21 protein-coding genes are annotated in these 25,870 nt (G+C 29.7%); 9 read left to right on the top strand and 12 right to left on the bottom strand.

Going from position 1 to position 25,870, the window contains the following annotated elements:
* Positions 1-6 precede the first annotated feature (6 nt).
* On the bottom strand, positions 7-549 hold the full coding sequence (yfcE, locus tag J2Z44_RS02935; protein ID WP_021281446.1) for a phosphodiesterase: 543 nt from the start codon (positions 547-549) through the stop codon (positions 7-9).
* A 575-nt stretch (positions 550-1,124) separates the two neighbouring features.
* On the opposite strand from yfcE, the gene J2Z44_RS02930 reads away from it, so the two are divergent.
* The 5 genes from J2Z44_RS02930 (at position 1,125) to J2Z44_RS02910 (ending at position 7,918) form a co-directional block, all read left to right on the top strand.
* Entirely contained in the window at positions 1,125-2,864 is a 1,740-nt protein-coding gene (locus J2Z44_RS02930; protein WP_021281445.1) for an ABC transporter ATP-binding protein, read from the top strand.
* A complete protein-coding gene (locus J2Z44_RS02925) occupies positions 2,865-4,652 on the top strand; it encodes an ABC transporter ATP-binding protein (protein WP_021281444.1) in 1,788 nt (595 codons plus the stop codon).
* 142 nt (positions 4,653-4,794) lie between these two features.
* Positions 4,795-5,040, top strand: a complete 246-nt coding sequence (locus J2Z44_RS02920) for a (2Fe-2S) ferredoxin domain-containing protein (protein WP_021281443.1) — start codon at positions 4,795-4,797, stop codon at positions 5,038-5,040.
* Complete coding sequence (locus tag J2Z44_RS02915) at positions 5,040-6,746, top strand: [Fe-Fe] hydrogenase large subunit C-terminal domain-containing protein (protein WP_021281442.1); 1,707 nt, start codon at positions 5,040-5,042, stop codon at positions 6,744-6,746. Before J2Z44_RS02920 ends, J2Z44_RS02915 begins: the two co-directional genes overlap by 1 nt.
* A complete protein-coding gene (locus tag J2Z44_RS02910; protein ID WP_021281441.1) occupies positions 6,743-7,918 on the top strand; it encodes a SpoIIE family protein phosphatase in 1,176 nt (391 codons plus the stop codon). Before J2Z44_RS02915 ends, J2Z44_RS02910 begins: the two co-directional genes overlap by 4 nt.
* 114 nt (positions 7,919-8,032) lie before the next feature.
* Here J2Z44_RS02910 and murJ read toward each other — a convergent pair whose 3' ends face one another.
* The 3 genes from murJ to J2Z44_RS02895 all read right to left on the bottom strand — a co-directional run bounded on the left by murJ (position 8,033) and on the right by J2Z44_RS02895 (position 11,056).
* Positions 8,033-9,574 carry a murein biosynthesis integral membrane protein MurJ gene (gene murJ / locus J2Z44_RS02905; protein ID WP_021281440.1) on the bottom strand — a complete coding sequence of 514 codons (1,542 nt, stop codon included), beginning with the start codon at positions 9,572-9,574 and terminating at the stop codon, positions 8,033-8,035.
* A gap of 49 nt (positions 9,575-9,623) precedes the next feature.
* Positions 9,624-10,283, bottom strand: a complete 660-nt coding sequence (locus J2Z44_RS02900) for a TIGR01906 family membrane protein (RefSeq protein WP_021281439.1) — start codon at positions 10,281-10,283, stop codon at positions 9,624-9,626.
* A 320-nt stretch (positions 10,284-10,603) separates the two neighbouring features.
* Positions 10,604-11,056 carry a hypothetical protein gene (locus tag J2Z44_RS02895; protein ID WP_021281438.1) on the bottom strand — a complete coding sequence of 151 codons (453 nt, stop codon included), beginning with the start codon at positions 11,054-11,056 and terminating at the stop codon, positions 10,604-10,606.
* 178 nt (positions 11,057-11,234) lie between these two features.
* Here J2Z44_RS02895 and J2Z44_RS02890 point away from each other — a divergent pair, with 178 nt between their 5' ends.
* The 3 genes from J2Z44_RS02890 to J2Z44_RS02880 all read left to right on the top strand — a co-directional run bounded on the left by J2Z44_RS02890 (position 11,235) and on the right by J2Z44_RS02880 (position 14,265).
* Complete coding sequence (locus J2Z44_RS02890; RefSeq protein WP_021281437.1) at positions 11,235-12,494, top strand: patatin-like phospholipase family protein; 1,260 nt, start codon at positions 11,235-11,237, stop codon at positions 12,492-12,494.
* A gap of 184 nt (positions 12,495-12,678) precedes the next feature.
* Positions 12,679-13,134 carry a CBS domain-containing protein gene (locus J2Z44_RS02885; protein WP_021281436.1) on the top strand — a complete coding sequence of 152 codons (456 nt, stop codon included), beginning with the start codon at positions 12,679-12,681 and terminating at the stop codon, positions 13,132-13,134.
* Between the two features lie 216 nt (positions 13,135-13,350).
* Complete coding sequence (locus J2Z44_RS02880; protein ID WP_209649325.1) at positions 13,351-14,265, top strand: DMT family transporter; 915 nt, start codon at positions 13,351-13,353, stop codon at positions 14,263-14,265.
* Positions 14,266-14,340: 75 nt separating this feature from the next.
* On the opposite strand, the gene thiI is transcribed toward J2Z44_RS02880, so the two are convergent.
* From thiI to J2Z44_RS02865, 3 genes are all read right to left on the bottom strand, one after another.
* Positions 14,341-15,483, bottom strand: coding sequence for a tRNA uracil 4-sulfurtransferase ThiI (gene thiI / locus J2Z44_RS02875; RefSeq protein WP_021281434.1), 1,143 nt, complete (start codon positions 15,481-15,483; stop codon positions 14,341-14,343).
* The gene (locus tag J2Z44_RS02870; protein WP_021281433.1) at positions 15,480-16,619 is read right to left on the bottom strand and encodes a cysteine desulfurase family protein; all 1,140 of its coding nucleotides are present in this window, start codon (positions 16,617-16,619) and stop codon (positions 15,480-15,482) included. Before J2Z44_RS02870 ends, thiI begins: the two co-directional genes overlap by 4 nt.
* A 282-nt stretch (positions 16,620-16,901) precedes the next feature.
* The gene (locus J2Z44_RS02865; protein ID WP_021281432.1) at positions 16,902-17,210 is read right to left on the bottom strand and encodes an HNH endonuclease; all 309 of its coding nucleotides are present in this window, start codon (positions 17,208-17,210) and stop codon (positions 16,902-16,904) included.
* A gap of 134 nt (positions 17,211-17,344) precedes the next feature.
* Here J2Z44_RS02865 and J2Z44_RS02860 point away from each other — a divergent pair, with 134 nt between their 5' ends.
* Positions 17,345-18,112: a YdcF family protein gene (locus tag J2Z44_RS02860; protein WP_021281431.1), complete on the top strand. Its 768-nt coding sequence runs from the start codon at positions 17,345-17,347 to the stop codon at positions 18,110-18,112.
* Between the two features lie 27 nt (positions 18,113-18,139).
* Here the strand turns inward: J2Z44_RS02860 and J2Z44_RS02855 are convergent, their stop codons facing one another.
* From J2Z44_RS02855 to J2Z44_RS02835, 5 genes are all read right to left on the bottom strand, one after another.
* Positions 18,140-20,344 carry a heavy metal translocating P-type ATPase gene (locus J2Z44_RS02855; RefSeq protein ID WP_021281430.1) on the bottom strand — a complete coding sequence of 735 codons (2,205 nt, stop codon included), beginning with the start codon at positions 20,342-20,344 and terminating at the stop codon, positions 18,140-18,142.
* 21 nt (positions 20,345-20,365) lie between these two features.
* A complete protein-coding gene (locus J2Z44_RS02850) occupies positions 20,366-20,725 on the bottom strand; it encodes an ArsR/SmtB family transcription factor (protein ID WP_021281429.1) in 360 nt (119 codons plus the stop codon).
* A 369-nt stretch (positions 20,726-21,094) separates the two neighbouring features.
* Positions 21,095-22,498: a glycosyltransferase family 2 protein gene (locus tag J2Z44_RS02845; RefSeq protein ID WP_021281428.1), complete on the bottom strand. Its 1,404-nt coding sequence runs from the start codon at positions 22,496-22,498 to the stop codon at positions 21,095-21,097.
* A gap of 4 nt (positions 22,499-22,502) precedes the next feature.
* The gene (locus tag J2Z44_RS02840; protein ID WP_021281427.1) at positions 22,503-23,543 is read right to left on the bottom strand and encodes a HEAT repeat domain-containing protein; all 1,041 of its coding nucleotides are present in this window, start codon (positions 23,541-23,543) and stop codon (positions 22,503-22,505) included.
* Between the two features lie 154 nt (positions 23,544-23,697).
* Complete coding sequence (locus J2Z44_RS02835) at positions 23,698-25,854, bottom strand: family 2 glycosyl transferase (protein ID WP_209649324.1); 2,157 nt, start codon at positions 25,852-25,854, stop codon at positions 23,698-23,700.
* Positions 25,855-25,870 lie beyond the last annotated feature (16 nt).

Genomic DNA, 25,870 nt, shown 5'->3' with positions numbered 1-25,870 from the left:
TTATGCTTAAATATCAAATTCCATATAAATTTTGCCATCAAGAGTTTTGATAAAGAATTTATTCTCTTCAATAATTCCATATGTATTAGGATGATTTTCTTTTGGAAGAGATACAGATCCAGGGTTGAATATGAAAATGTTTTCCACTTGTTTTGCCATAGGTACATGGGTGTGTCCGTGGATTAATATATCCTCTGAGCATAAGCTAGGTAAATTATCCTCATTATGTAAATGACCGTGAGTTGCGAAAATTTTTCTATTATTGTGGAGTATAAAGGCATAGTCTGCCATTATAGGAAAATCCAAAACCATTGAGTCTACCTCGCTGTCACAATTTCCTCTAACACTAATAATCTTTTCCTTAATATCATTTAGTAACCTTATAACTTCTTTTGGATTATACTCTTCAGGGAGTGGATTTCGTGGTCCATGATATAAGATATCCCCTAAAATAATCAAATAGTCAGCTTTCTCCTTAAAAAAGGCCTCTACTCCTTGTTTTGCATATTTATAAGAACCATGAATGTCTGACAAAAAAAATAATTTCATAATATCCTCCTTTTATATTTTTAAACTAAGTTAAAGTTGATAAATTTCATTTCCTAGTGATAGTTCAATACATTTATTCTATTATATAGATAAACAACCTTAAAAATCAATGTGTTCATAAATACATAAATCGTTTCAATTGCTAAAACCTCTTATTTAAATATTCTCTTGAACTTATTTTGATTTTTGGTGAGAAAGTATTTCATCAAAGAAGTGCATATACTTGAAGTTGCTTCTCTATAAAGAAATTTCAAAAAATTACAAAATAATTGTTGACATATTTTGTTAGCCAAAGCTATAATATAATTATGGTGAATTTATCAAGTAATTTTAGGAGGTAGGAAAATGTTAAATATAAATCTTAATACCAATTTATCACAATTCAATAGATTCGATTATCTTACCCTGCCTCAAAATTTAGGTTTTTAAAAAGCTTTTTATTTTGCATGTCTAGACCTAGGGTAATACCCTAGGTCTTTTTATGTATATATGAATTAAGCCATAATCCTAACCTTGTGGTTGTTGGATTATGGCTTTTTATTGTAGGGTAGCAGCACACTAAGGGGGCGAATATTATGAAAAGAATTTTAAGCTACACTAAGAATCACAAACTACTAACCTTTTTAGGTACTTTGTCTATGATTATTGTTATTGCAGTAGACTTAATTAATCCATATTTAATTAAAGTCTTTACTGACGATATTATTATGAATGGACAATACAACTTATTATCTACAGTCCTTCTAGGTATAGCAGGTATAACTTTAGTAAAGTTTATTTTTGGCTATCTAAAGGAATTTCTTTTTGATTTTCTTGCGTCAAAAGTTGCAAAAGAATTAAAGCAAAAGGTTTTTAACCATATTGAAAGTTTATCTTTCTCTTATTTCGATGATATGAACACTGGAGAGCTTATGTCAAGAGTTGGAGAAGATGTAGATAATATTTGGATGGTTCTAGGCTTTGGACTTAGACTATTTATTGAAAATATAGTTTATTTCCTTTTAGCATCCATTTTACTCATTAGAATAAATTTACTTCTAACTGTTATTGCACTAATTACAATGCCGGTGATTGCATTTATTACAATAAAACTTGAAAAGCATCTTGATAAAGTTTTTGAGAAAATTAGTGATCATACTGCACAACTTAACACTACTGCTCAAGAAAATATTGCTGGTGTTAAATTAGTAAAGGCTTTTGCAAGAGAAAAGCATGAAATATTAAAGTTTTTAAAATTTAACAGTAAGAATTTTGACTTAAATATGGAACGTGCAAAAGTATGGGGAAAATTCTATCCCATTGAAGAATTTCTAGGCAACTTATCAATAGTACTTGTTACTTGCTTTGGCGGTATTTTAGTAATCAAGGGTTCAATGACGGTAGGAACTCTTCTTGCCTTCATCAACTACCTATGGCTCTTAATATGGCCAATGAGAATGCTTGGATGGCTTATAAGCTTACTATCTCAAAGTAGTGCTTCTGCAAAAAAGATAGAAAAAATCCTTGAGGTTAAACCAGCAGTTAAAAATAGTAATAATCCAATTAATTTAGAGAATATCGAAGGAAATATTAGCTTTGAACAAGTATTCTTTAGTTATAAAGAAAAACCAGTGCTTAAAAACATCAATTTAGACATTAAAGCTGGAAGTACAGTTGCTATAATGGGTACAACAGGATCAGGTAAATCTTCCTTAATTAGTCTTATTAATAGAAATTATGATATATTCAAAGGAAGTTTAAAGATTGATGGAGTGGATATTAAAGATATTGACTTAACTACTCTTAGAAAATCTGTATCTATTGTTCCCCAAGACTCCTTCTTGTTTTCAGATACTATTGAAAATAATATTAGATACGGTAAGGCTGACGCTACTTTAGATGAAATCAAAGAAGCATGTGCAACAGCTTGTGCTGAAGAATTTATCAACGAGTTGGAAGAAGGTTATGATACTTTAATTGGTGAAAGAGGTGTTGGGCTTTCTGGAGGACAAAAACAAAGGCTATGCATAGCGAGAGCTTTAATTCGCGACTGCTCTATACTAATATTAGATGACTCTACTTCTGCCCTGGATATGGAGACAGAGTATGAACTTTTAAATAATTTGTACCACAGTGATAAAAAAGTTACTACCTTTATTATTGCTCATAGAATTTCAGCTGTTAAAAATGCTGATATAATTATTTACATGGAAGATGGTGAAATTGTCGAGGTAGGAAATCATAATAGCTTACTAGAACAACAAGGTAAATACTATGAAATTTACAGGACTCAATTTAAAGACTTTTTATCACTAAGTGAAGAGGAGGTGTCCTAATTGGCAAAGAACACAGTAAAACAAGATGAAAAAGTAATATCTTTAAAAAATAAAGAAATATTTTTAAGATTAATAAGTTACCTTAGACCTTTTAAGATAAAAGTTATATTTATATTGCTTTTGATGATAGTTATCATGATTAGTGGATTATTAAGTCCAATGATTCTTCAAATTGCTATTGATAACTACATTGATACAAAAAACATTGTTGGGATGTTAGTAATTAGTGGTGTTTTATTAGCTTTAAATATTGTAAGTATGTATTCGCAAAGAGCATCTATACTACAAATGAATAAAATTACTAATAATATATTGTTAAATATAAGACAAGAACTTTATGTTCATATACAAAAACTATCTTTTTCCTTCTTTGATGACAGACCTGTAGGAAAGATACTTGCTAGAGTTGTTGGAGACGTAAACTCTCTTTCAGAACTATTTTCAAATGCTGTAACTACTTTAATACCACAAACTTTAACTATTATATCAGTGGCGGCAATAATGTTTTATTTAAATCCTAGTCTTGCACTTATTTCTATAACTGTACTCCCATTGCTGTTTGTGGCTTTATTTGGATTACAGGTATTTATACGCTCAAAGTGGCAAGTTTATAGACAAAAACGTTCTAATTTGAATGGTTTTACCCATGAGTCCTTTTCAGGTATTAGAATTATTCAAAATTTCACTTATGAAAAAGAAATTTCTAAGAGCTTTAAGAACTCAGTGAATGATCTAATGGATTCCTTTGTTAATGCGGTATTCTATAACGATTTTTTTTGGCCAATTGTGGACTTTTCTTGGGGACTTAGCTCTATATTAATCTTTTGGTACGGAGCTAAACTTTCACAGACTGGTAGTGTAACTATTGGTACTATTGCTGCATTTATATCGTATTCTGGTATGTTTTGGAGGCCTATTTTGAATATAGCGTCTTTCTATAATACTTTAATAACAAACTTCGCAGCAGCAGAAAGAATATTTGAGATTATGGATATTAATCCAGACATTGAGGACTTAGAATCAAATGAGATAATGCCTTTAATTAAAGGTACTGTAGAATTTAAAAATGTTACTTTTGGTTATGAAAAGCATATACCTGTACTTCATAATGTTAGTTTCAAAATAAAACCTGGCGAAACCATTGCCTTGGTTGGGCCAACGGGGGCAGGAAAAACTACGATTACAAGTTTAGTTAGTAGGTTTTATGATACTAACAAGGGAGAAGTATTGATTGATGGTAAAAATGTAAAAGATGTTAATCTTAACTCACTAAGAAGCCAAATGGGGATCATGCTTCAAGATACATTTTTATTTTCTGATACTATTAAAGAAAATATAAGATACGGTAAGTTAGATGCTACTGAGGAAGAAATTATTGAGGCTGCTAAAGCTGTTAATGCCCATGAATTTATAATGCAATTAGAAAATGGTTATGATACTCAAGTAAATGAAAGAGGATCTAGACTTTCAGTAGGACAACGTCAACTCATTTCTTTTGCAAGAGCTTTACTGGCTAATCCAAGGATATTAATATTAGATGAGGCAACCTCTAATATTGATACCGCCACTGAGATTTTGGTTCAAAAGGGTATTAACAAATTACTTCATGGAAGAACATCATTTGTAATAGCTCATAGACTTTCAACCATTAGAGACTGTGATAAGATTATGGTTATTGATAATGGTACTATTATTGAAGCAGGAACTCATGATGAGCTAATTAGAAGAAAAGGATTCTACTATAATCTTTATATGGCACAATATAGATTTTTAAACGAAGGTGCGTAATATGTTTTTAAAACACTGCGGAAGCATAATGCTTGTGCAGTGTTTTTCTTATTTAACTTTCATTTTTACTCCACTTATAATTGACTAAACTTTAACAAAATTCTATAATTTAATTATAGTTTCATAAAGGGGATGGTGAGTTATGGTAGTAAAAGTTTGTGTTGGTAGTGCATGTTATGTAAAAGGATCCCATAAAGTAATAAATCGGATAAAAGAATTAATTGAATTAAATAACCTAAAGGATAAAGTTGAATTAAAAGCAGCCTTTTGTTTAGGACATTGCACCAATGCTGTTTCTGTTGAAATTGATGAAACAGATATATTTGGGGTTGACTTTAATAATGTAGACGAATTCTTTAATACTTATATAAAGAAGAAGGTGGAATAATGCAAGTAATGAATTTCTCCTCAGCAAACTGTAAAAACTGTTACAAATGTGTAAGAACTTGCAATGTTAAAGCTATAGAAGTTAAAAATGACCAAGCTCAAATTATAGAAAATCGCTGTGTAGCTTGCGGACAATGTCTCGTAGTATGTCCTCAGAATGCTAGAAATGTCCTATCGGATGTAGACATCGTAAAAGAAGCTATTAAAAATAATAGAAAGGTTATCGCACAGATAGCACCTGCATTCAGAGGCTTCTTTAAATATTCCTCAAAAGTTGTAACCGCACTTTATGAACTTGGATTTTCTTATGTTGAGGAAGTTTCAATTGGAGCGGAGTTAGTATCCCGTGAGTATGAGAAAATAATCACTTCTAGTGATAAAACAGAATTTTTAACAAGTTGCTGTCCTTCTGTTATGATGCTCATAGAAAAATATTACCCAGAATTAATTCCTAGTGTAATTCCAATTGTGTCTCCTATGGTTGCTCATGCGGTTAGCATTAGAGAAAGATATGATAATCCCTATATAGTGTTTATCGGTCCATGCATTTCTAAAAAATGTGAGGCTTTATCTGAAGAAAATATGGGTATTATAGATGCAGTGCTTACCTTTGATGAAATTGTAAAGTGGTTAAAGGAAGAAGATATAGATTATAATTCTTGTGAAGATAATGTAATGGATTATGCAGGCTCTGTACGTGGTGATTATTACCCCGTTGTAGGTGGAATTTTAAAAGCTATCTCCCCTACTCTAAAAAGTAAAAATTTAGATTCCATAAGAGTACATGGCATAGATAATTGTAAGACTCTCTTAGAAGAACTAAAAAAAGGTAATCTAACTAAGGTGTGTGTAGAGTTAAGTGCTTGTAATGAGAGTTGTCTTGGTGGGCCAGGGGGATCAACTTCCAATGAAAGTGTATATACCAGAATTCAAAGGATTCAAAATGGAATTAAGGCTGTTAAAGAAAAAGGTACAAACTATAACCTAGAAGTAAAGAAGCCTTTGTATAGGAGTTTTAAAAATAAATCCATGCAACTTCATAAGCCAAGCGAAGAAGAAATATATGAAATCTTGAATAAAATGGGCAAATATGACAAAGAAGATGAGTTAAACTGCGGTGCTTGTGGATATAATACTTGCTATGAAAAGGCTATAGCAGTATCTCAAGGAATGTCTCAAATAGAAATGTGTGTTCCTTACATGAGAAGCATGGCTGAGAGAACAACAAATGAAATTTTTACTCACTCACCAAACGTAATACTATTTCTAGATACAAATCTAAAAATTAAAGAAGTAAACCCAATTGGTGAAAAACTTTTTTCCATGGCTAAAGAACAACTTAAGGATAAGCCTATTTCTAGCATAATTCAGGACAAGGACTTTGAATTAGTAGCAAAGTCTAAGCAAAGCATGATTAAAGAAAAGGTGTTTTATAGCGAATATAACTATCATGCCTATAGAAGTATTATTTACATGGAGAAACATTCAAGTCTACTTGTTATATATACAGATATTACGGATGAAGAAAAAAGAAAATTACAACTTTCAGAATTAAAACATAATGCATTAGATGTAACTCAAAGCATTATAGATAAACAAATGAGAGTAGCACAAGAAATTGCAAGTCTCCTTGGTGAAACCACCGCTGAAACTAAGGTGGCCTTGATGAAGTTAAAAAAAGTTTTACAAGAGGAAAAGGAAGTATGAAAACATATTATATAGATGTCGCAAATTTTAGTTTAAATAAGTTTGGTGAAGAGCTTTGTGGAGACAATGTAGAAGTAGTTACCACAGAAGATGGCCTTATTGTAGTAATGTCTGATGGTCTTGGCAGCGGTGTAAAGGCTAACATTTTAGCAACATTAACCTCGAAGATTGCAATAACTATGTTAAAAGAAGGTGCTACCATAGAGGAAACTATTGATACAATAACAAATACTCTCCCAGAGTGTCAGGTAAGAAAACTTGCCTACTCTACTTTTACAATACTTAACATTAGAAATAATGGTGAAGTTTATATGGTAGAATATGATAATCCCCCAGTATTTTTTTACAGAGGCGGAAGAGAAGGAAGTCTTTTTAAAAAAGAAAGACAAATAAATAACAAAGTAATTTACGAAACTAATTTTTATATGGGAGAAAATGATATGCTTACTATCGTAAGTGATGGTGCTGTACATGCTGGTGTAGGTCAATTGTTAAATCTAGGTTGGCAATGGGAACATATTAATGACTTCCTAAAAAATCTAGTAAATAAAGAAAAAACTTCAGAAAATATCTGTAGACATTTATTAGAAGTATGTAAAAACTTATACGATGACAAGCCAGGAGATGACACCACCGTAGTAACAATCAAATTGAAAAAAGCTGAGTATTTAAATATCTTTACAGGCCCACCTAAAAAGAAAGAAGATGACACTATATTAATTAATGCTATCAAAAATTGCGTAGGCAAGAAAGTGCTATGTGGTGGAACCACTGCTAATATTGTGTCCTCTGCCCTAAAAAAACCTATAACTATAGATATGGAAAACTATAATCCCGAAGTACCACCAATGGGTTATATGGAGGGCATTGACTTATTAACAGAAGGATTACTGACTCTAAATAAGACTAAAGATATTTTATCAATTTACTTAGAAGAGAGGAAAAATAAGAAGCTCCCCTCCCCTATTGAAGGCAATGATGGAGCTACTAAACTTAGTAGAATGTTGATTGAAGATGGAAGCCATATTCACATATGGGTTGGTCAGGCTGTAAACCCAGCTCATCAAAACCCTCTATTTCCTAGTGAATTTAACCTTAAAATGAAGGTTGTAAAAGAATTAGTTGAAATTTTAAAATCCCTAGGCAAAATTGTAGAGATTACTTACTTATAATTAGAGTACTATGTTAAGGTAATATTTATAAATAAAGCAATGCATAATAGAGATGTAAATTCTCCATTGTACATTGCTTTTATATTACATAAGATTCTCATTTTTTTTATAAGTCTACCTTAAAAACTTTCTTTTTACTAAATCGTAAACTATGTTAAACTCTTCTACTTTAAGTACTTTAAGCGCTATAGCGTAAACTGAAACTCCTGATACTGCGGAGATAATTAAGCCTAATAGTATACCCACTGTTCCTCCTAATATATTATAAGAAGCAGTATATGTAATGTGAACTAATACTCCCATAATTACAGATGCAACCAAAACTTTTAAAGTAGTTTTAATTATCGACTTTTTATCTATTCCATGAATTTTTTTATCTAGGCTTTTAAATAATAAAAAGGCACAAATTGCTGCTGCAATAGAAGAAGATAAAGCTAAGCCATTAAGTCCAATAACTCGTACTAAGATTAAATTTAAAATAATATTAAGTAAAACTGCTATTATACCATTTAAGGTTGATGTTTTTGTATCTTGCATAGCATAAAGAGCCCTATTAAACACATCTCTTACACTATAAAAAGGAAGTCCTAATGCATAAAAAACTAAAACACTTGAAGTCATTGCTACAGACCTGTCATCAAAAATACCCCTTTTAAAGAGAATTGTTATAATAGGAACACTTAAGATTAAAACACCAATTGTACAGGGAATCATTATAAGAAATATATTATTTATTGAAGATACAATGTATTTCTTAAATCCTTCCATATCATTATCATTGATACTTCTTGCAAGAGTTGGAAAGACTACTGTAACTATAGCTACTGCAAAAGTAGAGTAAAATACATCTGATACCCTGTCTCCAAAACCCAAAGCTGCAATACTTCCAGCCGGCAGTCCTGATCCAAGAGCATTATTTACCAATCTATTCACCTGATTAGCACTAGCACCAATAATTACAGGCAATATTAAAGAAAGCATTTTTCTAACTCTTTTATCAGTTATATCAAAAATTGGTTTAAATTTAAAGCCATGTCTTATTAAAAAAGGAATTTGTGCTAGTGCTCTTAAAGCCATACCAACTACAGTTACCACAGTGAGCCCAATTACTCCTCCTTTAGCACCAATGATTATATATATAATTATTGGTAAGTTTAGGAGTATACCTACAATAGCAGGTCCTAAAAAGTCATCTAAAGTTTGTAAGATAGCAGTATATGCAGCATTAATTATAAGGAACACTAGGCTTATTACACTAATTTTTGTTAATTGTACAGCTAATAAATAAGTTTCTCCTTTAAATAATGGTGCAATAACTCTTACTATTTGTGGTGCGAAAATATAACTAAAAGTAATTAGCAAAAGAGAAATACCCATCAATATATTTAATATATTATTAGCGAAGTTAAACATCTCTTCTTTACCTTTTCTAGACTGAACTTCACTAAGCATAGGTATAAATGTAGTACTAATTGCAAGTGCAATCATAATAAATAGCACATCACATATTTGCATTGCCATGTTATAGGCGTCTGTTTGATAAGTAGTTCCAAAGGTACTTGCAACTAATGAGTCTCTTAGAAAGCCCACGGCTTTATTAACAAGAGTCATGACCATTATTACGCTAGCTGCCTTTGCTAATCTTGTATTAGACATATCAATCTCCCTGTAAGTAAAATTTATTAAAATAAAAAGCTATTTTTTATTATTTATTGCTACAAATTTGCTTTCTATGTATAAACCTATACAATAAAAATAATATAACACCCCAAATTGTAGAGATAACAATTATAGCTATACCACAATGGGCAAAAAATTCTTCAGGCATAATATTTATAATTGGGTCAGTAACTGGATCTAATAACCACTTGTCATTATTAAACATTATTTTGTGAAATAGTGTAAATGCTTTAGTAAAGTCAACCTTTAGTAATGCTAAAGAAGCAACTGGTATTGATACTAATATAATAGCACTATATTTTAGGAACTTATACCAAAGTTTATAATTCCTCATTATAAAACCTAAAACACTACATATAATAAGAGATAAAATTAGAAGCTTTGTGCCTAAATTAAATAGATTCCTAACTTCAAAAAAATGTTGAGAACCATCCTCTGATGAAGATAATGTAGGTGGCTTAAACTCACTTATTGAGTTGTCAAAAAGATAATCTATAGTATAATTGTAGTTTAGTTTTATCTCTCCTATATTAAGTCCAGACATTTTAGGTATATTCAAATAATTAATGTCAAAATAATAAATAAAATTAGACTTAGTCACAACTAAGGTGGACAACATAAGAACCGAATATATTGTTAGTATACTTAGTATAATTGTAGTTAACTTACTTAGTCTATTCTTCATAAAAATAATCACCTCCCAATTAGTCACTACTTTATTTCATTAAAACTAACCATTTCAACTATTCTAATTTTACTTTTTTACTCATTCTAATACAAGGGTTTCTTTTACAAAGTATTGATCGCTAACTCATTACCTTAGTATTATCATTTCAACTAATTGGTTAGTTTTATTTACTAGACTTAAATATTTAGAATTTAAGAATAACCTAGAGGTTGTTAAAAAGTAAAAAACTTTATACTGAGTGGTGTATAAAGTTTTTATAAGTTATAAAATTATATTTATTTGCATTTTTTTATTTAAACCTATACTTACTATATTTTTTACTTTCTTGTAATGCTCTTACCAATTAAAAATCCTATTACTAGGCCAGCTCCTAGTGCCACGCCTGCTTTTAGTTTTTCCACTTGAACTTCAATATCAGTAACAGGTTCAGTATTATTAATTATTATTGTATCTTGATTGTTACTTCTAGGAGAAATATGAGCTCCTACTAAACATAAGTGATGAAATCTAACTTCGGAAAAGTTATTACGTAACTCATCTATACCAGTTAAAAAGTACTCTTTATTCCATTGAGACGCATCTTTGAGTTCCTTACCATCAAAGGGTTGAAAAATATCATCCATTAGCTCTTTAGCATAATTTAATGCATTAATAATCTCTTGTGTATTTCCTGAGTCTCTTATTATATATTCTATTAAAGCATTCCTTACACCATTTATATTGTCAGAAGAAATTGCCTCTACTAAGTTAGACTCTAGTTTAAATTCCATAATTTACTACCTCCAGAAAGTATGTTATTAATAAAGTATATAGTTTAAAGCCTCTACAGTCAATAAATTTTCCTATTAAGGGGCAATAATACTATATTGAATAAAATTAGAATATGTAATAACATTTATACATGAACTTGAGTAAAATATATTAGGGACGAAATTATAGGAGGTTAACATGGAGAGGTATGGACTTGCATTTGGTGGTGGTGGCTCTAGGGGTGCCTATGAGGTAGGTGTATGGAGGGCCTTAAAAGAGCTTAACATAGAAATATCAGTTGTTGTAGGTACATCTATAGGTTCTATTAATGGAGCGCTTTTTATCCAAAATAATTTCGAACTTGCTGAAAAACTTTGGTTGAATTTAGATATTTATAAATGTTTTAACTTTAATACTATAAGTTCAGATTATGATGGGAAAATAAAAATAAAACACATACCTTCAATAATAAAAGAATTTATTATTGAAAAAGGCATAGATGTTTCCCCTTTAGAAAAACTTCTTAAAGAGGCTATAGATGAAGATTTAATAAGGAAATCCCCTATTGACTTTGGGCTAATAACCTTCTCAACAACCACCTTTAAACCTATAGAGATTTTTAAAGAAGAAATTCCACAGGGACAACTTGTTAACTACTTAATGGCTAGTAGTTGTTTTCCAGGATTTAAACCTGTAAAAATAAAAGGAGAAAAATTTATTGATGGAGGAGTTTATAACAATATTCCTGCAGAGATGTTGCTAAGAAAAAATATAGCCTCAATAATTACTGTAAATATACATGGTCCCGGTAATGTGAAAAAGTTTCCCAGAAAATCAAAAAATATAATAGAAATAGAGTGCTCTGAACATCTTGGCCCCATATTCACTTTTGATAAAAACATCATAGTTAGAAATATGACTATTGGATATCTTGACACTTTGAAAGCTTTTGAAAAAGTTTTGGGAAATATATATTATTTTTATCCAGAATCAATTAAAATAAATTCTCTACTTAGGACAATATCTGAAAATGAAATGAAAATTATATTAAATTCAATTGGTTATACTCGTTCTAAAAATGATAGTATCCTAATTACAAGAGTTATTCGTTTGTTAGCAAAGACAACCAAAAAAATTCCTGATGGAAATTCAACTATTTTAACTGCTCTAGAAATAACTGCTGAAATATTAGATATTGATAGAGCTGTTATTTATAAATATGATGAACTGTTGAACCAGGTGCTAGAAAAAGTCACAAATACGAATCATAATGAAATAAACTATATTGATGCCTTTACTAAAGGAAGTTATGAAAATTTGATAAATATGAATTCGGATATTTTAGATTTCAGTGATAATGTAATTAATATTAGAAGAAGTTTAGCAGTATTATCCCCAAAACATTTTATAGCAACCATATTTCTATCCTTAATTAAGTATAGAATTAAATTAACATAAAATAACGAATATGTATTTTTAAAAAACTTATTATTTTGTTAAAATTATCTTCTTAATTTTAACAAAATACATGGTATAATGTAATTAAGTATAAAATAATTTTATACTTAATATTCTGTTTCAATAGAAAAATAAATTTTATCTATTGTTATAACATAAAGTTTAATCGGAGGATGATTATATTATGAATGTTGCCTTTTTTCTTACTCCTAAGAGTGAAGTAGTCTTTGAGAAGGTGAGCTCAACTATGAGAAGAGCAATGGAGAGAATGGAATATCATAGATACACTTCCATCCCTTTGTTAGATGACCGTGGCAGATATATTGGTACCTTAACAGAAGGTGATATTCTCTGGAAACTAAAAAATACTCCTGATTTTAGTCTTAAGGATACTGAGAAAGTTCTTATTAAAGAAATTCCAAGGCATGTATGCAATAAAGCGGTTTCAATTAATTCAGATATTGAAAGTCTAATATTAGCAGCGAAATCTCAAAATTTTGTACCAGTAGTGGATGATTCTAATATTTTTATTGGAATAATTAAAAGAAGTGATATTATATCTTACTGCTACAATAAAATGTTTAATGAGAATTATTCTAAACTTCAGGAACTTGAAGAACTAGCTCAAATTGCAAATTAAAATTTTATTTGTGAAGTTTTGAAAACTATTTTAAACCTTCACACAATTAGCATCATTAATGACTAAAAATTTAATTGTATTGCTAAACACCATAGTTTCATATATGGTGTTTTCTTATGTAAAATAATACTGTTAACAATTTACATAATTTAATAATTACACTATACTATTTATTATGATGAATTTGTTAATACTGATGTAAAGGGGGATTTTATATTGGAAAAGCTTTTTAAAAGAAGCAGTCTGTTTGCAGACATTAGTCTACTCTTAGTTGCTATTATCTGGGGGGGAGGTTTTATAGCGGTAAAAGACTCCCTAGATGTACTTACGCCATACTACCAAATGGCATTAAGATTTTCAATATCAACACTACTTATGTATATTGTATTTTATAATAAGGTTAAGAAAATCAATAAAAATCAATTTAAGCATGGCGCTATTATAGGTGTATTCTTATTTTTAGGTTTTGCATTTCAAACTGTAGGTATTAAATATACTACAGCTGGAAAAAGTGCATTCTTAACTGCCGTTTATGTGGTACTAGTTCCATTTTTGCAGTGGATTATTATAAAAAGAAAACCTGATAATTATTCTATAGCTGGTGCAGTAATATGCTTATTGGGTATTTCATTTTTAACCTTACAGGGTGGTTTTTCCTTAAATTATGGAGATGGACTAACACTAATTTGTGCCTTTGCTTTTGCAGGTCAAATCCTTGCCATAGGAAAATATGTTGAATTAGATGACCCATTAATTCTTACTATAGTTCAACTAGGAGTAGCTGCTGTACTATCTTTAATAGTAGCTTTGTTTTTTGAACCTATTCCAACGCATATGAATCTAAGAGCAATCAGCTCTATATTATATTTAGCAGTATTTAGTACTACTTTAGCATTTTTAGTTCAAAATATTGCACAAAAATATACTAGCTCAACTCATGCTGCAATCATACTTTCTCTAGAGTCATTTTTTGGAGCTGTATTTTCAGTTTTTTTCTTTAATGAAATTTTCAATATAGCCATGATAGTTGGTTGTATATTAATATTTATTGCTATTATAACTACTGAAACGAAGCTGGAATTTCTAAAAAAACGCGCTAATAATGCAGACTCAAATGAAAATATAATGTAAAAAACCTTTATAAGAGACTTATAAAACTTCTCTTATAAAGGTTTCTTATTTTGCAAACTAAATACAATAAATAAATTATCTGTATACTTCCATCTTTTCAATAGCTTCTTCAACTAGCTTATCAATATCTAGTACTGACTCTGACTTTATTATTTCAGGAAGTCTTGGCTTAGTTTTTGGATGCTTTGGAACAAATATAGTACAACAATCTTCATAAGGAAGTATTGAAGTTTCATAGGTGTTTATTTCTCTTGAAATATCCATTATGTCAACTTTATCCATTGCAACAAGCGGTCTAAATACAGGCCTATCACTGCAGTCATCACTTACTACTAAAGCTTCCATAGTTTGAGAAGCTACTTGACCAACACTTTCTCCAGTAGTAACGGAATTTATGTTATACTTCTCAGCAAGCCTACAAGCAATTCTCATCATAAATCTTCTCATAATTATTGTTAACTCATCTTCTCTACATTTTTCAATGATTTGAAGCTGAATATCAGTGAAGGGAACTATGTATAAATTATAATTTCCTGTATAGCCTTTCAGTATATCTGCAAGCATTTTTACCTTTTCCTTAGCTCTCTCGCTAGTGTATGGAGGTGAGTGATAATACACAGCATTAAGTTCCACTCCTCTTCTAGCCATTAAGTAGCCAGCAACAGGAGAGTCTATTCCGCCAGAAAGCATAAGCATAGTTGAACCATTCATTCCATAAGGTAGTCCACCTACAGCTTTTATTTTCTTAGCAATTACATAGCTATTATTTCTTATTTCTATATGTACTAAAAACTCTGGATTTTTAACATTAACTGATACATTATCTAATCTCTTTAGAATATAAGCTCCAATTTCTCTTGATACTTCCATTGAATTTAATGGGAATTCTTTATTTGCTCTGTTAGTTTCAACCTTAAAGGTTTTTGCTCCAGTTTCCTTTAATACTCTTAGTGCTTCATCGCCAATTGCCTCCATTGAGTTTTGGACTTCATGAACAATACAAACTTCCATAACACCAAAAATATTTTTTACCCTTTCTATTACTTCTTCAAGATATGTTGACTGAATAAACCATCTGCCACTATCCTCTACAAATTCATATTCCATATCTTTTAGTACGAATTTAATATTCTCTTTCAGTTTTCTCTCAAACTTTCCACGATTAAGTCCCTTTAAAAATATTTCAGGAGCATACTTTATAAGTAACAACTCTCTCATCTTTTTGTCCTCCTTAAAAATAATAAAACTGAGTTTAACTTTTCTATAACATAATCTATTTCTTCTTTAGTATTTGTTTCACAAAAACTAAACCTAATAGCACCTTGTTGCTCTTTTAATGTTAGCCCAAAGGCATTTAACACCTCTGAAGTTTTTGCAGCCTTTGAGGAACAGGCAGAACCAGTGGAAACATAAATATTATGCTCTTCAAGGGCATGCAAGAGTACCTCACCTCGAGCCCCGATAAAGCTTACATTTAGAACATGAGGCATATAAAATTCCTCACTACCACTATTTATTTTTATATCTTTTATGTCTTCTAGTTTACTTATAAAATAATTTTTAAGTTCAGTAATTATTTTATAATTTACTTTCATGTTTTTATGCATGATTTCTGATGCGATGCAGAAACCAGTTATAGCAGGAAGATTCTCAGTACCTGATCTAAAATTACGTTCTTGTCCCCCACCAGTTATTAATGCGGTGGGAACTAAGCCTCTTTTTATATAGGAAAAACCAATTCCCCTAGGTCCATGCAACTTATGAGCACTAGTGCTCATTAGATCAATATAAAATTTATTAACATCAATAGGAAGCTTTCCATAACTTTGAACAGCATCTACATGAAATTTAACTCTGCTAGATTTTTTCTTTATTTCTGCTCCTATTCTTTCAATATCTTGAATTACGCCAACCTCATTATTAACGTGCATTATGCTAACTAATACTGTATCTTTTTCAATAGTATTTAGTAATTGGTCTAAATCTACTCTTCCATCAGCCTTCAACCCTATATATGAGACTCTTACACCTTGCGCTTCTAGATCTTTAAAGGTATTTCTCACGCTAGAATGCTCTATATTCGAAGTAATAACATGATTTCCTGGTCTACAAAAGCCTCTAATTAAAAAATTATTGCTCTCACTTCCCCCAGAAGTAAAAATTACTTCATCTGGCTGAGCCTTTATTGTTTTACTAATACATTCTCTGCTTTTTCTTAGTTTTTGTTCAGCTTTAAAACCCAATGAGTGAGCAGAGGATGGATTAGCATAAAAATTTCTCATTGTGTTTGCTACTTCTTCTATTACTTCATCATAAGGTTTAGTCGTAGCACTATTGTCTAAATAAACTTCCATTTTATCACCTCACAGAGGAACATTATACCATAAAAATCCTCTAATTATAATTAATATATAAATTTAAATAAATATTTATATATTATTATTGCTATTTTAAGCTAAACAAATCCATAAAAAACCAGAGTATAAGGATTTATCATAGTTTTATTACAACTATTGGGTAGTACCTTTTAAAAATATCCTAACAATACTTTTAATCTTAATTTATCCAATTAATCAGAAATTACTCTAATGTAATTCAAAATAAAATACCGATGATTCTTCATCGGTACATCTATATTACCTTTTATTTTTCTTTCTAACATGTCTAGACTTCTTAATAGTAAATTCAGCACTAACAGGTTGTTTCTCTACCCACTTTAAGTATCTTTGAATTTTTTCATCATCGTGAAGCTTTTGTACAGTGTTTAAGTTTAAGGCTAATTCTTTATTAGTAAATAAGGCGTGTATTTGTTTATGACAGGTGGTACAAAGTAATGCGGTGGGTAAATTTTTACCACCAGCCTCACGAGGGGTAAGATGGTGCTCTGTAAGATTTACGCCTTTTCTTTTACATAATTCGCATATGGTTAAAAACTCTGTACTCAATAAATTCACCTCTCATCAAAAAGATAAAATTCATTTCCTATAAGATTATATCATAAATTTTTATAAATAAAAGTGAGTAGAAAATATTTCCATAAGGTGCTATACTTAAATTAAAATAACTTAGGGGTGATTTTTTGAATTTAATCAAGTATAATAAGTTTTTTTTATTTTTAGGTATTATTTGTATTTTATACTTTATAATATTAAAGCTTCTAATTTGGTCCATGGCTTTTGCTGAATTTTGGTTAGTAGCAGGACTTATATTAATAACAATGTATTATTTACAGAGTAAAAACATTAATTTATTCAATTATTTTCCCCCACTATTAAGAAAATTAATCTATGCTTTATTAATAATAGGCTTTATTTTATTCTTGATATTAGAGGGATTAATTATTTATAATGGCAGTTTAAAAGAGCAAAATCAATCAGATTATATCATAGTATTAGGTGCAGGACTTAATGGTAGCAAACTTTCTGCCTCCCTACGACTTAGACTTATATCAGCAATGGAGTTTCATAAAAGTCATTCAAATATAAAAATTGTAGTAAGTGGTGGCCAAGGTGCTGGTGAAGATATAAGCGAAGCTCTTGCAATGAAAAACTTCTTAGTATCAAAGGGAATACCAGAAAACCTGATAATTATGGAAGATAAATCAACATCAACTTATGAAAATTTTTCTTTTAGTAAAAGTATACTAGAGAAGGAATATATTTATAATAAGCCTATACAAGTAACTGTTATCACCAACAACTTCCATATGTTTAGAGCCAAATTAATTGGTGAGAGAATAGGTTTTAAAGTCTTTAGATACTCGGCCCCATGTAATATAACTAGTGCTGTTAATTTCTACCTTAGAGAAGCCTTTGCATCTGTGAAAACAATTATTTTAAACAAATAGAAAAAGAGGGAAATCCCCTCTTTTTTATCATAATTGGCTAAAGTTTTTAGTTTTAGTATTACTAAATACACAAATAAAAGTTAACAGAGCCTCTATAGACAGTGTAAGCCACATTGAAGCTAATCCAAGACCGGCAATAGCTAATAATAGAATCTTTATTCCAACGGATAAAACAATTGTCTTAGCTATATTACCTTGAACCCATTTACTAATTTTTATTGCTACAGCAATCTTACTTGGATCATCTGACATAATTAAAATGTCAGAGTTGTTTGTAGCTAAATCAGACTTAACACCATTTAATTCAGTACTAATATAATGTTTATCTAGTATGAAATCATTTAAAAGTCCGTCATTAACAAAAATAATCTCACTGTTATGCCTACTTCTAGTTTGTAAGCTTTCAATTAAAGAAGCTTTTTCTTCTATTGATAATTCTGAGTACACCTCATCAATATTTAAAACTATACCCACATAATCCGAAATCTTTTTGTTATCTCCAGTTACCATAATTACTGTTTTTACTCCTGCACTTTTCAAATCAGAAATAGCTTTTGGCGAAGTTTCTTTTACTTTATCAGAGATAATTATATATCCAACAAAGTTTTGATTTATTGCTAGGTAAATAATAGTTCCAACCTCATTGGGGCAGTCGTAATTAATCTCATATTGATCCATAAGCTTATGATTACCAGCGTAAATATATCTATCACCAAAATAAATTTTAACACCTTTACCTGGGATTTCTTCAAAAGATTTAATCCTTGATTTATCAATAACCTTGGTGCTGCTTATTTCTTTAAAGGAAGTAATAATGGATTTTGCAATGGCATGATTGGAATAGAACTCTGCATATGCAGCATACTCTAATAACATATCTTCAGTGATAAATCCTTTTGATACAATTTTTCTTACATGATAAGATCCTTCTGTTAAAGTACCAGCTTTATCAAAAGCTACTACCTCAGTTTTATTTAAAATTTCAAGAACATTTTTTGATTTAATCAAAATCCCATTATTAAAACATTCTTCTATACCTTTAAGAGATACTATGGGTATAGATATTATTAAAGACCAAGGAGTACATAAAACTAAAAAGGTTAGCCCTCTATATAGCCATTGTATATAAGTACCACCAACAATGCTTGGGAACAAAGCTATTAAAATTAGAGCAATTAAACCTATTCCCATGGCAAAGGTTTTAGAGAACTTTGTAATAAATTGCTCAGTTGAAGATTTTTCATTGGAAGACTTTTTTAAAGTTTCAATTACTTTAGATGCTGTGGACTGCTCAGGTAGTCTAGTAGCCTTAATTTCTAGAATGCCTGTCTTATTTATTGTTCCAGAGGAAACTTCATCTCGTTCCTTAACCCTTATTAAAATAGATTCACCTGTAATATATGAAGTGTCTATCAGAGATGCTCCTCTTATTACAATGCCATCAGTTGGAATTTCTTCCCCTGGTTTAATGATTATAACATCATTGACCCTTATATTTGACCAATGAGTCTTAAGAATTCCTCCCTTGTTATCTCTTATATTTAAAGTATCACATCGAATACTTTCAATACCCATAATCCTATTTTTATATTCATTAACACTATAATTTTTAATATAAGTTAATAACTGATATATTGATAACACTAGTATTGAATCCATGTACTTGCCTAAGATAAAAGTTATGATACTTATTAAATATATTAGAACATCCTGATTAAAAAATTTTAGTTTAATAAAACTCTTAAAGCTATTTATTAGTATTACTTCTCCTGTAAGTAAGAATGAAAATATGTATATGATGATATTTAAATTGCTTTCTACAAAAATACCACATATGCCTAGAGCTGTTCCTAGCAGTAATTGAATTATCCTTCTTTTATTAAGATATTGCTCTTGATAAACTGTATGATAATCTCTTTCAGAAGTGTGTAATTCAATTTCTTCTTTTTCCACAGAGTTATTATTTGGTAACACATCCTCTACGGGCTCATTTCTCTCAATTTCTTTAAGTAGTATATCCTTATTAATATTGCTTATTATAGTTGAAATTTCTCTAAAAACCTTTTCATTTGCTGTTTCACTAATCAGCTCAACTATGGCTCTCGAGGTAATATGATTAACTACAACACTTTTTACATATGGTAGTTTACTAACTTTCTCTTCTATATCCATGCTAAAGCTTTCTGAATCTAATCCAGATAATTCATAAAGCTTTCTTAGGTTTATATCCATAAAAACTCCCCCTAAAAATCATTACTCCCTTACATGATTTAAACCTTTTTCAAAAATGTCATTTACATGATAATCATCAAGAGAATAGTATACTACTTTACCCTCTTTTCTGTATTTTACAAGTCTGGCAGACTTTAATACTCTTAGCTGATGGGATATAGCTGATTGAGTCATATTAAGCAAAGAAGCTATATCACATACGCAGGCTTCAGTATTTATTAATATATTGATAATTTTTATTCTAGTTGGGTCAGCTATAGCTTTAAAAAGTTCAGATAAATTATTAATAGTATTTTCATCTAAAATATTGTCTTTTACCAGATTAACTACATCTTCATGTATAAAGTTGCAACTACAAGTGTCATTATTTAAATTTTCCATTGCTTCCTCCCTAGTAATATAAATAGCATTTGTAGATAGATATGGTTTCACCTATAGGGTCACATAGTCTAAAATTAACTTATTTAGAACCTTATAAAATTCAGAATCCAATAATTGCATCTTTTAGGATTAGAATTTCACCGAATGTTTACCTATAAACTAAGGTTTCATTCAGTCTTACAGATAACCATAGTCAAGAATTAGAGTAAAAATTAACCTTTTTCTGTTCCCTCAAGGCTTTTAGAAACCAACAATTAAAATTTGTATTATTAAATCCTATATAAATACTAAAGCTATGTTTAAAAAAAGTCAATAAAATAAGAATTTAATGGAATATAAAATTACTTAAACTTCCATAAAACACTCTACCTAAAATGCTTTGCGCTTAATTTTCCCCCAAGTATGTTTATTTTTTTTATATTTTAGTAACCCATTTATTCTAAATAAAACTATTAATTGTCTATAACCGAAATTTTCTAATATACTGTAAATAGTTAATTTAAACAATTGTGAAAACTTAGGGTATTTATTAAAGGTGAACTGCTCAGTTAAAATTGCTGCAAGGGATTGTATCAATCCTACTAAAAGAGTTATCAATAATAGTACCCAAAAGGGGGCTAATCTTATAATTCCAAGATACATTAGGATTGGAATTAATATGAAAACTAATAAGTCCACTAAGGGTCCTATAGTCTCAAAAATCCAGTAATATGGAATGGCTATTAATCCTACCACACCATATTTATAGTTTAAAAACATGTCCTTATGCTTAAATAAACAGTCCATTAGCCCAATCTGCCATCTCTCCCTTTGTTTTCTTAAATCTCTTATGCTGTCTGGTACTTGTGTCCAACAAATAGGATCAGGCAAAAACAATATTTTATATTTTTGTTTTTTATTAATCATGTGCTTATGGAGTTTTAAAATTAGTTCCATATCTTCTCCAATGGTGTTTGGGGTATAACCACCTACTTTTAATACGGCTTCCTTATTGAACGCACCAAAAGCTCCTGATATTATAAGTAAAGAATGGAAATAATCAAAAGCTGCGCGACCTAAGAAAAATGCTCTAAGGTATTCTACGAGCTGGAACATTGTAATCCACTTTTTAGGCAAAACTATATTTTTTATTTCACCGTCTATTATAGTACATTCGTTAGCAATTCTAATAACGCCTCCAGCTGCAATTATTGTCTTATCTAAAACAAATGGAAAGCTAATTCTAGTTAATGCTTCTATATCTAAAAGGCAATCAGCATCAACAGATACAAATAAAGGATATTTAGACATGTTAATTCCACAGTTTAAAGCATCTGCTTTTCCCCCGTTTTCCTTATCAATAACAACTAAGTTTTTTATATTCATATTTCTGTAAACAGCCCTAACTTCTTTAGTTTTTATTATCTTTCTTACTGGTTCCTTCACTTCCAACAAGTCAAAACTCTCTATTAATTTTGTAAGAGTATTATCTTTTGAACCATCATTTATAACTATAACTTCATATAAATTATAATCCAATTTTAAAAATGATTTTACACTTTCAACAATAGTTATCTCTTCATTAAAAGCTGGGACTAATAAGGAGATTGGAACCATATTGTTTGAACTCTTATATTTCTCATAGTTTAAATAGTTTGATTTTTTGAAATTAAAATCTAGTATAGATATTCCCATAAGTATTTGAAGAAAATGAAAACAATTATTTATTACTAGATAAACAGTTATAATTAAATTCAAAAATAGAGCAATTTTAATAAAAATATATAATCCCATATAATTATGCTTCCTTTATTACATTTGTATGATTTTTAATCTTGTCTAAAATATTTTTATCCTTAATTTCCCTTGTTTTTTTAGTATTGTCAAGAACTGCTATTATTATATCTTTTGCAAATCTATCTTCATCATTTAAAATCATACTAATGTATTTCTCATATTCTTTAGAATTTATTAAAGAATATGCAGCATTATATCTCACTGTCCAAACCTTATCTGTAAGAGCTTTAATTAAATAACTTCCCGTATCTTCATTAAAATTACCTAAGGTTTTTGCAGCAATGGCTCTAACTTCCCAGCTTTCATCTCTAAGGCAATGAGCAATTTGATTAATATATTTTACTTCTTTTATTGCTCCTAAAAACTTAATGCTAGAAATCCTTAATTCAGTGTTATCACTTTTTAAATAAGAAACTAACGTTTCTTCTATACTCTTTATATTTTCATTATTTAGTAATGACTTGTCATAAGTAATTGAATTACTAGCAGACTTAATAAATAAAGAAGCTATATAACTATTATTTGATTTTACCATTTTTGAATATAGTTTTAATTTATCTCCTTCAAAACTATCAATTATATCTATTAGGCTTCTATGAGTTAAATACTCTATACTCTCAGAATGATTAAACCCTTCTATAAATGCTTCTTCATCTCCTATTTTTGCAAGTGCTAGAAGGCTATTATAACTCTCATAGGTGTTTCCACTTTTCAGTACATTTAGAAGCTCCATTATAGGAACTTTACTTCTAAAGTGACCCAACTTTTCTGCTGCTTCAGCAACTTTATGATGGTCTTTATCTGAAAGCATTTTTGTATAGTATTTCACTAAACCTAATTCCTCTGTTAGTGCTGCAACAATCTCTGCAGTAACTTTATTTTTTGTTTTAGTGTAGATTAATATTACTGCTTCAACTATATTTCTTTCTACATTTTTTCTGGTTAATAACTTCAAGTTTTTTAAAATTACATTTCTTTGTTCTAATTGCATTGAATTTGTAATACAATTACCATCTTCATACGTTAACTGACTGAACTCCATGTATTCCTTCACTAATTCTTCAATTTTAGGTTTTAATTTTAGTACCCTTTTTTCGCAATAACGTTTTTTTATTTTATACCACAAGATAGCAAAATAGAAAAAAAATACACCGCTTAAAAACAGGCTTAGTATATAAACAATAAGTTTAGTCATTTTATTCACCTAACTTATACTTAAAATATTTCAATATATATTTATAGTAATCCTTCATAACATAATAGGATTTTTTTAATCTTTCATGATATTGTGGTTCTTCCCAATTATTCCAAGAATAAAAAGTCATATCATTATTTACAAGTTGTTTTTTTTCTTCTGAAAGAATAATTAATCCGCTATAAAAACCTTCAATGCTGTAAGGTTTGATTCCATATTTGTATAAGTCATCCATAACTAGTTTTTGAGATGGATCCATCACATTTAAAAGAGCCCAGGGAATTCTGATTTCTAACACATTATCCTTCATTGCATAATCCGTAAGAGAATTATATACTTTACTCTTTGGATTTCCATTTCCACTAAGTAGTTTGCCAGTTTCATATTTTTCAAAGGGTAAAGATACTTTATCAACAGGTAAGAATAATCCTCTATTTAAAGCTAGATATATTGGTGTAAATATCCCTGTATTATCCTTTGAATAATCATTATTGTAATCAATAAACCCTAGTAATTTACCATAATGATAACTAAAAGAATCGTAGTACGCATCAATGAGAATTCTTGAGTCACTATTTTTATCTATTTTAATTAAGACATCAATAGGAGCTTTAAACCCTAAATTAGCTTCAGTATAGCTTGTATTGCCTTGATTAGGTTTTATGTCAATTGGTATATAGGTAACACAATTATTTCTCAAGTTTTCAGATTTGATTAAAAAATAAACATACCTCTCATCATGTCTTATATATACATTATCGTCTCTGATACTGAATTTATCTTTATTCTCTATCCATTCACTATAATCTCCATCTACATCACATATTGAGTTCTCCTGACCTGGATCAAAGGCTAGAATTCCAAACATTTGCTCGTTTGTTTCAACATTGCTCCAGAAAGGTCTTCTTTCTGGCAAATCATAATCCATTGTGTTCCAAGTTCTTTTAAACCATTCATCCTGCCAAGTGAATGCTAGTGCCCCAGCATAACCCTCATCAACAATATCTTTTAGCATGTGGTTATTTATTATTCCTTGCATAGTCTCATCATTATTCCCTTGATTGAAATCCATATGAATATTTTTGTGAGCCATACCTCTTGAAGATGGAACCCCATATTCAGCAACTAACACTGGTATATTATGCTCTTTTCTTAAATCTCTTAAATAGGCTTTATAGGTATTAATATTTCCTTCATCATCTTTAAAATTCCTATATTCCTCTTCATAATTCATAAAATCAGGATAATAAGGATATATATGATATGATGCAAAAAGACCACATTTAAAGCTGTTTTTATATTTTATATGTTCTGTATTTACAGAAACTAAGTCTTCTTTTTTTAATGGTTCATTAGGATGTGATAACATATCTGTAGTTACCCAATTTGTGAAGCTCAGAGGTCTTTGATAACCATAAGACTTTGTTTCATACTCTATAGTCATGTCTCCTATTTCTGTTAGAAATGCCTCGAAGGGAGAACAATCTTTACTGTATAAATACTCTCCATTGTAAGTAGTTTTATCTGGATTCTTTTCATTTGTACCAATTACAAAGTAAGGATCCCATTCTATACCAAGAATCCAACCAATTACATAATTTGAAATGTCAAAGCTGTATTTTCCACCTGCGTGTCCTTTTTTCATTGGGATATCAGCATTTCCATGTATTACATCAATAATTTGTTTTATTTCATTAGTAAAATCCTCTTTAAGATCTGGATTATACGCATCTTCATACTCAGACACTTTTTCCTCATTAACCCATACTCCATGAAAAACATACAATGGTTTTATTGAGTTTTTATTATGTTCATAAAGTGCTTCATAAAAATCTGGACTTAGCAAGGTGTATACTCTTATGGAGTTTACATTCAAATCTTCAATATATTTAAACCATCTAAGATAGTCTTCTTTAGTTATACCATGCTCTCCTGGAAAGTATCCTGGTTTTCCTGCACCAATATTAACTCCTGTAATAAATGTCCTCTTCCATTGCCCAAACTTAAATAGCGAAAAATACTTGTCATCAACTCTTGAATTGTAGCTTATTTCATCCTTATTTTGTATTAAAAAAAAGTCTCTTACATGGCCATAATTGTCAAATAATAAGAATAGCAAGGAAGTAACTAAAAAGATAGAAATAAAATATTTACGCATAATATCACTCCTCTAG

The organism is Clostridium punense (assembly GCF_017874425.1).
In the GTDB taxonomy this organism is placed as follows: domain Bacteria; phylum Bacillota; class Clostridia; order Clostridiales; family Clostridiaceae; genus Clostridium_J; species Clostridium_J punense.
The sequence above is the reverse complement of the archived record's forward strand: the minus strand, read 5'-3'. Positions and strand labels throughout refer to the sequence as shown.

What these genes read in the sequence shown, in the direction of transcription:
- yfcE (WP_021281446.1), bottom strand. Translation starts at nt 549, where the DNA reads ATGAAATTATTTTTTTTGTCAGACATTCATGGTTCTTATAAATATGCA.
- J2Z44_RS02930 (WP_021281445.1), top strand. Translation starts at nt 1,125, where the DNA reads ATGAAAAGAATTTTAAGCTACACTAAGAATCACAAACTACTAACCTTT.
- J2Z44_RS02920 (WP_021281443.1), top strand. Translation starts at nt 4,795, where the DNA reads ATGGTAGTAAAAGTTTGTGTTGGTAGTGCATGTTATGTAAAAGGATCC.
- J2Z44_RS02915 (WP_021281442.1), top strand. Translation starts at nt 5,040, where the DNA reads ATGCAAGTAATGAATTTCTCCTCAGCAAACTGTAAAAACTGTTACAAA.
- J2Z44_RS02910 (WP_021281441.1), top strand. Translation starts at nt 6,743, where the DNA reads ATGAAAACATATTATATAGATGTCGCAAATTTTAGTTTAAATAAGTTT.
- murJ (WP_021281440.1), bottom strand. Translation starts at nt 9,574, where the DNA reads ATGTCTAATACAAGATTAGCAAAGGCAGCTAGCGTAATAATGGTCATG.
- J2Z44_RS02900 (WP_021281439.1), bottom strand. Translation starts at nt 10,283, where the DNA reads ATGAAGAATAGACTAAGTAAGTTAACTACAATTATACTAAGTATACTA.
- J2Z44_RS02895 (WP_021281438.1), bottom strand. Translation starts at nt 11,056, where the DNA reads ATGGAATTTAAACTAGAGTCTAACTTAGTAGAGGCAATTTCTTCTGAC.
- J2Z44_RS02890 (WP_021281437.1), top strand. Translation starts at nt 11,235, where the DNA reads ATGGAGAGGTATGGACTTGCATTTGGTGGTGGTGGCTCTAGGGGTGCC.
- J2Z44_RS02885 (WP_021281436.1), top strand. Translation starts at nt 12,679, where the DNA reads ATGAATGTTGCCTTTTTTCTTACTCCTAAGAGTGAAGTAGTCTTTGAG.
- thiI (WP_021281434.1), bottom strand. Translation starts at nt 15,483, where the DNA reads ATGAGAGAGTTGTTACTTATAAAGTATGCTCCTGAAATATTTTTAAAG.
- J2Z44_RS02870 (WP_021281433.1), bottom strand. Translation starts at nt 16,619, where the DNA reads ATGGAAGTTTATTTAGACAATAGTGCTACGACTAAACCTTATGATGAA.
- J2Z44_RS02855 (WP_021281430.1), bottom strand. Translation starts at nt 20,344, where the DNA reads ATGGATATAAACCTAAGAAAGCTTTATGAATTATCTGGATTAGATTCA.
- J2Z44_RS02850 (WP_021281429.1), bottom strand. Translation starts at nt 20,725, where the DNA reads ATGGAAAATTTAAATAATGACACTTGTAGTTGCAACTTTATACATGAA.
- J2Z44_RS02845 (WP_021281428.1), bottom strand. Translation starts at nt 22,498, where the DNA reads ATGGGATTATATATTTTTATTAAAATTGCTCTATTTTTGAATTTAATT.
- J2Z44_RS02840 (WP_021281427.1), bottom strand. Translation starts at nt 23,543, where the DNA reads ATGGAGTTCAGTCAGTTAACGTATGAAGATGGTAATTGTATTACAAAT.
- J2Z44_RS02835 (WP_209649324.1), bottom strand. Translation starts at nt 25,854, where the DNA reads ATGCGTAAATATTTTATTTCTATCTTTTTAGTTACTTCCTTGCTATTC.